Annotated in this window: 8 protein-coding genes; 3 read left to right on the plus strand and 5 right to left on the minus strand. The window is 65.9% G+C overall.

All coding sequences use genetic code 11. From position 1 onward, the window contains the following. The coding region (locus tag WAL33_RS09720; RefSeq protein WP_422180838.1) for a tetratricopeptide repeat protein at positions 1-639 on the plus strand (639 nt) is incomplete at its 5' end. Positions 640-672: 33 nt separating this feature from the next. Here the strand turns inward: WAL33_RS09720 and WAL33_RS09725 are convergent. The 5 genes from WAL33_RS09725 to WAL33_RS09745 form a co-directional block, all read right to left on the minus strand. Further along, a complete protein-coding gene (locus tag WAL33_RS09725; RefSeq protein WP_028039473.1) occupies positions 673-951 on the minus strand; it encodes an HPr family phosphocarrier protein in 279 nt (92 codons plus the stop codon). After that, positions 948-1,355, minus strand: a complete 408-nt coding sequence (locus WAL33_RS09730) for a PTS sugar transporter subunit IIA (protein ID WP_422180840.1) — start codon at positions 1,353-1,355, stop codon at positions 948-950. The genes WAL33_RS09725 and WAL33_RS09730 overlap by 4 nt, the downstream gene beginning before the upstream one ends. A 75-nt stretch (positions 1,356-1,430) precedes the next feature. Beyond that, complete coding sequence (locus WAL33_RS09735) at positions 1,431-1,865, minus strand: HPr kinase/phosphorylase (RefSeq protein ID WP_422180842.1); 435 nt, start codon at positions 1,863-1,865, stop codon at positions 1,431-1,433. Then, positions 1,862-3,565 (minus strand): ATP-binding protein, encoded by a 1,704-nt coding sequence (locus tag WAL33_RS09740; RefSeq protein WP_422180844.1) that lies wholly within the window; start codon positions 3,563-3,565, stop codon positions 1,862-1,864. The genes WAL33_RS09735 and WAL33_RS09740 overlap by 4 nt, the downstream gene beginning before the upstream one ends. 7 nt (positions 3,566-3,572) lie before the next feature. Next, entirely contained in the window at positions 3,573-4,280 is a 708-nt protein-coding gene (locus WAL33_RS09745) for a response regulator transcription factor (RefSeq protein WP_422180846.1), read from the minus strand. 213 nt (positions 4,281-4,493) lie between these two features. Here WAL33_RS09745 and WAL33_RS09750 point away from each other — a divergent pair, with 213 nt between their 5' ends. Both WAL33_RS09750 and WAL33_RS09755 read left to right on the plus strand, forming a co-directional pair. Beyond that, positions 4,494-6,203 (plus strand): hypothetical protein, encoded by a 1,710-nt coding sequence (locus WAL33_RS09750; RefSeq protein ID WP_422180848.1) that lies wholly within the window; start codon positions 4,494-4,496, stop codon positions 6,201-6,203. Between the two features lie 346 nt (positions 6,204-6,549). Beyond that, positions 6,550-6,720 (plus strand): excalibur calcium-binding domain-containing protein, encoded by a 171-nt coding sequence (locus tag WAL33_RS09755; RefSeq protein ID WP_422180850.1) that lies wholly within the window; start codon positions 6,550-6,552, stop codon positions 6,718-6,720. Positions 6,721-6,743 lie beyond the last annotated feature (23 nt).

Below are 6,743 nucleotides of genomic sequence, written 5' to 3' on the forward strand. Positions count from 1 at the left end.
GATGAAGAGAAAGCGTTTGAGTTGTTTTCTGCGTCAGCTTCCAGCGGAAACTTGAGAGGCATGAACGGGCTGGGAATTATATACGAACGTAGAAAACAGCCTGACAAGGCTTTAGCTTGGCTTAAAAGAGCTTCAGATGCCGGAAGCGGTATCGCCGCAACTTCCATCGGAAACTACTATGATGATGGCGAAAACGGCGTGGCTCCCGATGCTGAACGCGCACTTTACTGGTACAATTTATCAAGTCAAAGAAAATGCTCTTTCGCTTTAAACAGGATTGCTCTTCTTTACGAGAGAGGAATGGCAGGAAGAGGTGAGCATACAGTTAAGTTTGAAAAGAATACAAATAAAGCTCGAGAAATCTACGAAAATGCCTTTATCGCCGGCGACATTGACTCCGCATTTAGGCTGTGCATGATCAATTACGATGCTGGAGATAATAAAAAATCTGAATATTGGTGCCTAAAGGGCGCACAGGCTGGCGATGAAGAAAGCATAGTATGGCTTTCCTTCCTGTTAGTTCAGCAAGAAAAATATAATGACGCCAAATATTGGCTCGATAAGTGTCCACCGTCGAGCGATCAATGCAATAATTACATCAAAGCGCTCAAAAAGGAGCATCCCGGAAAAATAAAATAGAAACGTTCTACACGTTTAAGACGCGAAAACTGCTTACCGTTCCTCGTCGAACCTATTCGACACCAGCTCGGTCAGGGCTTCGACCGCGGCGTCGGCCTCGGGGCCCTCGGCGGCGATGTCGATGGTCGAGCCGATGCCGGCGGCCAGCATCATCAGGCCCATGATCGAGCGGGCGTCGACGCTGGTCCCGTCGCGGGCGACGGTGACCTCGGCGTCGAAGCCCGAGGCCAGCTTGACGAACTTGGCCGAGGCGCGGGCGTGCAGGCCCCGCTCATTGACGATCTCGACCGTGCGCGCCGCCATGCGACTCACTTTTCCCCAGCGAGCACGTAGGAGGCCACGGAGATATATTTGCGTCCAGCCTCTTGGGCATGGGCGACGCAGGCCTGCAGGGTCTCGCGCTGGCGCACGCTGGCCAGCTTGATCAGCATCGGCAGGTTCAGACCGGCGATCACCTCGGCCCTGGTCTGCTCCATCACCGAGATGGCCAGGTTCGACGGCGTGCCGCCGAACATGTCGGTCAGCAGAATCACGCCGTCGCCCTCTTGGTCGACGGCGGCGCACGCCTTCAGAATGTCCGACCGGCGGCGTTCCATGTCGTCTTCCGGGCCGATGCAGATGGCCGCGACCGCGCTCTGCGGTCCGACCACATGCTCCATGGCGGAGACGAACTCCTCCGCCAGCCGCCCGTGTGTGACTATCACGAGCCCGATCATGCCTGATCTCTCAAACGGGATCCCCATAACCCGTGGCGGCGAGGGAGGGCCGCGCGGGCCGCCTTGATACGCTTGTTAGTCGGCGACTCCAAGATGCTCAAACATCCGTCTGATTTTCCCCGGCGCGGCGGGTTCCAGAGGCCACAGGTCCAGAACGCGCACGGAAACGCCTTCGATGATCTCGAACATGGGGTCGGGCAGCCGTTCCACCGCCTGCGGCCGATCCACGCAGCGCACCAGGAGATCGATCCGGCAGAACGGGCGATAGGGCTGGGGCAGCACGCCCAGGCCCCGCGCCTCGACCAGTCCGGCCAGGGCGTCCGGCGCGCGACCGTAGAGTTCGCCGCCCGAAACGAACACCAGGGTGCGGTCGTCGGCGACCAGGACGAAGCCCTGGTCCAGCGCACGCAGCGCCAGATCGCTCTTGCCGACGCCCGACGGGCCCTCGATCAGGGCGCCGCGCCAGATCCCGGCGACCCGGCGAGCGATCAACCCCCCATGGCGGATCATTCGCGAGGTCCCCCATCACGTTGGCCGTCGCGTTGGCCGCCGTGATGGGGATGGTTCACGGCCGCTTCGGGCAGGTCGATGCGGAACCGCGCGCCGACCACCCGGCCCTCGGCGTCCTTGCGGTTCTCTGCGCGCAGGGTTCCGCCGTGCGCTTCGATGATCTGGCGGGCGATCGACAGGCCCAGGCCCGAATTGCCGCCGAACGCCTGGCCCTTGGGCCGCGAGGTGTAGAACCGCTCGAAAATGGTCTCCAGATTGTCGGGCGGCACGCCGGGGCCGTCGTCATCGACCGTGACGATCAACCGGTTGTGATGGTCGCGCAGGCCTGGATCGCGCTTGAGGGTCACCCGCACCTCGCCGTCGGCGGCGCTGAACGAGCGGGCGTTGTCGATCAGGTTGCGGAACACCTGCCCCATCGGGGTCTCGCGCGCCACGATCCGGGCGTGTTGCGGGGCGGCCGCGGCGTCGAAGGTCACCCGCACGCTGCCCGGCGCCGGGCCCGGGCGCAGCTGGGCCTCGTAGAGGTGGATCACCTCGGCCAGCAGCAGGTTCAGCTCGAACGCCCGCGGCGCCTCGCGCGACAGCTCCGCGTCCAGCCTGGAAGCATTGGAAATGTCGGTGACCAGCCGGTCCAGGCGGGTGACGTCCTGCTGCAATATGCCCAGCAGCCGGGCCCGGGCGGCGGGATCGGTCACCAGGTCCAGGGTCTCGATCGCCGAGCGGATCGAGGTCAGGGGGTTCTTGATCTCGTGGGCGACGTCGGCGGCGAAGCGTTCGATGGCGTCCATCCGCTCGGACATCGAGTCGGTCATCTCCTCCAGCGCCCGCGACAGGTCGCCCAACTCGTCCTTGCGATCGGAGATGTCGGGCAGGGAGATCGCCCGGGCGCCGTCCAGCCGCACCCGATCGGCGGCCCGGGCCATGCGCAGCACGGGCTGGGCGATCAGGCGGTTGAGCAGGAACGACGAGATCAGGGTGGTGGCGATCGCGATCAGGGCGAAGGGCAGCAGGGCCTTGCGCTCGGCGGCGATGATCTGGTCGATGTCGCCGGCCTCCAGGGTCAGGACGCCCAGCACCGCGCGCACGTGCTGGATGGGGATCGACACCGACACCACCCGCTCGCCCATCTCGTCGATGCGCATCCCGGCCACCGGCTCGCCCAGCTTGGCCTGGGCGATCTCGGCGGCCAGGGCCTCGCGGGCCGCCTTGGCGGTTTCGGGCTTGGTGTCGGGATCGCTGGTCGGCAGACCGAAGGCCGGCTGGCCGGGCTTGCGGGCCGGCGGCAGGACCCGGGACTCCACCCGGTCGGCGACCACGTAGGAATCGGCCAGCTGATTGCCCTGAGCGTCGAACAATCGCGCGCGCTGCGAGCGCGGGATGAACAGGCTCTGCAGGATGTCGCTGGCCCGGTCGGGCGCCAGGCGCGGCTCGGGATCGCCGACCGTGGCGGCCAGGTCGATCACGTTGGCGATCAGCTCGCCCTGGGTGGTCAGGCTGTCGATGCGGGTGTTGATCAGGCCGCTGCGCAGCTCGTTGAGCACCAGCGCCCCGCCCAGCAGCACCGCCAAGGCCAGCAGGTTGAGCCCGATGATCAGCCGGCCCAGGCGCGAACCCCTGGGCCAGGCGAGTTTGGGCCAGGCGAGCGCGGGCCGGGTCAACCGCCGCTTCGGCTTGCCTTCCGGCCCGGACCGCCTGGCCATCTCGCGATCAGGATTCGCGATATCGGTAGCCGACGCCATAGAGGGTTTCGATGGAATCGAACTCCGGATCGACCTGGCGGAACTTCTTGCGCATGCGCTTGATGTGGCTGTCGATCGTGCGGTCGTCGACATAGACCTGATCGTCGTAGGCCGCGTCCATCAGGTTGTCGCGGCTCTTCACGAAGCCCGGACGCTGGGCCAGGGACTGCAGCAGCAGGAACTCGGTGACGGTCAGGCGCACCGGCTTGCCGTCCCACAGGCTGTCGTGGCGCGCGGAATCGAGCGTCAGCTTGCCGCGCTTCATGATCTTGGAATTGGCCGAGCCCGGCGCGGCGTTGGCGTCCTCTTCCTCGGGACGCGCCCGGCGCAGCACGGCCTTGACCCGTTCCAGCAGCAGGCGCTGGCTGAACGGCTTGTGGATGTAGTCGTCGGCCCCGAGGTTGAAGCCCAGGATCTCGTCGATCTCGTCGTCCTTGGAGGTCAGCATGATCACCGGGATCTCGGTGGTCTGGCGCAGGCGGCGCAGCACTTCCATGCCGTCCATCCGCGGCATTTTGACATCCAGGATCACCAGGTCGGGCGCTTGGCTTTCGACCGCGTCGAGCCCCGAGGCGCCGTCGTAATAGGCCTTCACGACGTGACCATGGCTTTCCAGAGCCAACGAAACCGAGGCGACGATGTTTTCGTCGTCGTCGATGAGAGTAATATCGGCCATCGAGCCCCAAGGGTCCTTTCACAGTGCCTGCCGATACTATCGACCGGCGTCGCCCGCTACAACGCGCGGGTCGGCTAAGCTTTCCCGGCCTTTTGCGGCCCCAGCGTGGCGCGAATGCGGCGCTGGCGTCGCAAGGCCTTGGCCCAGCGGGCGGCGGCAACCTCGCCTTAAGGTCTTGTATCCCATAACGCAGCTTGGGGGAGCCTTTTACCGATGAGCGACCAAGTCCATTACGAGCTGTTCGTGCGCCGCAAGGTCGGCGCGCAGTGGACGCTCGACATGGCGACCGAAATCCGCACCCACGCCCTGCAGACCGCCGAGGAGGCCCTCGAGCAAGGCCGGGCCGTCGCCGTGCGGGTCAGCAAGGAAACCCTCGACGTCGCGACCCGCGAATACAAGTCGATCTCGATCTTCACCAAGGGCCAGGTCGACGGCGGCAAGCCCAAGAAGCAGCAGGAGGACCTCGAGCCCCTCTGCGTCCAGCCGTCCGACCTCTACACCGCCCACGCCCGCGACCGCATCGGCCGGCTGCTGGAAGCCTGGCTGGACCGTCACCACGCCACCCCGTTCGAGCTGCTGCACCGCCCCGACCTGGTCGAGAAGCTGGAAGCCTCCGGCACCGATCTGCAGCACGCCCTGCAGAAGATCGCCATTCCCGAGGCCGAGGCCCGGGGCCTGAGCGTCCACGAACTGATCCGCACCTTCCAGGGCCTGGTCGAGCGCACCGTCGCCAACCTGATGAAGGCGTTCAAGAAGGGCGACCTGCCCAACCTGGACACCGAAGGCTTCGCGCGCGCCGCCGAGCGGCTGGCCAGCGATCCCGACCGCGCCTTCCTGCTGGGCGCGGGCGTGGCCGCCTCGATCGCGCCCGGCAAGAACTGGTCCGAAAAGCTGGCCCGCCTGCTCGATCTGGCCGACGCCGCCCCCAGCGACCCCAAGGCCCGCGCCACCGCCCTGGCCGCCATCGAAACGCCCCTGGCCGAGATCATCGGCTCCAAGGCCGGCATGGCCGACCTGCTGGGCGCCAACGACGCCGACCTGGGCACGACCCTGGCCGCCATGACCCGCCTGGCGGGCGGCGCCCAGGTCGAGGCCCTGATCCGCATCGAGGCCGGGGTGCGCAACTGCATGCCCGAGCTGAACGGCACGGCCAAGCGCCTGTGCGACTGGCTGAGCGGCGAGGAATTCCCCGCCGTGCGGATGTCGATCGCCCAGCGGGTGCTCAAGGAGCTGAACGGCGTGCGCCGCCTCAAGCCGTCCGACGCCGAGGCCGAGATCGAGTTCCTGCGCGCCCTGGCCATGAGCCTGACGGCCGCCGCGGGCCGCATCCTGCCGCCCGAAGACATCACCAGCGCCTTCACCACCCGGTCCAAGACCCTGCTGAACGGCGAGTTCATCGAATCCCTGCTCGGCCGCGACCGATCGTCGCGCGAGGAGGTGCAGATGCTGATCCGCCTGGCCGAGAACGTCATGGGCGCGGTCAACAAGCGCATGGCCTCGCGCTGGCTGTCGGCCAACGTCCTGGCCCTGCGTTTCGAGCGCGAACTGCGCCAGGGACCGGACTCGGCCGCCGCCAAGCTTTCCGCCCTGGCCGGCTTGCAGAAGGCCCTGGTCCGTTCGGGCCTGGTGGTCGAGGACTACGAGCCGCTGTGCACGCGCCTGGGCGAGGTGGGCGGCATGATCGAGGCCGACGCGCGCCTGGTGGCCATGCTGGTCCGCGCGCCCGCGCCCCTGCCCCAGAAAATCTCCGTGCTGATCAAGCTGGCCCAAGGCGACGCCGGCCCCACGGGGCCCGTCGCCGACAGGGCCAGGGTCGAGGTCATGAAAATGGCCCGCGCCCCGGAGACCCGGGAGGCGCTGGCCAACTCGCCCGAGACCATGGAGCTGCTCAAGGGCCTGCTCCAGCAGAAGGCGGCGGCTTAGGGTTTCAGGCTAGGGCCAAGACCCGCCTTCGACCCCAATCGGAATGCGGAGGCGTCCGCCTCTGGTCACCAAGGGCCGATGCGCGCGCACTCGAACTTGTCCATGTCGCCGACACCCAAACCGAGCGCGTCTGCGGACGGAGCAGCGGCGAGCACGTTCACCATAACGGCTGACGATCTGGCAAGGCTTGGAGATCAATCCTTGGCGAATGGCTTCAAGGAAGGACCGACAGGCTCGGCTTGCGACATGGCTCACCCCTGCCTGCGTGTTTGCCGCATTCTTTAGCGGAACGACCTACGCCTTGATGCCCGATGCGCCGGGAAAGGCTGCGCTCCAGTCCGAGTGGATGAAGCGGACCAACGATCAGCACTACGCCGGATGCAATCAAGCCCGCGCAAATCGTCACGAAGCCATAGGCTTTTGGGAGCCGTCCTATCGTGCGAGCATGGATGGCGATGCCGACGGATTTGCATGCGAACCCTACCGGGGTTCGGGGCCGATAAGTCGAAGGCGATGATCGAACCCCAGTCGGACATTAGC

The organism is Caulobacter sp., from assembly GCF_049283275.1.
Taxonomy (GTDB): Bacteria; Pseudomonadota; Alphaproteobacteria; order Caulobacterales; family Caulobacteraceae; genus Caulobacter.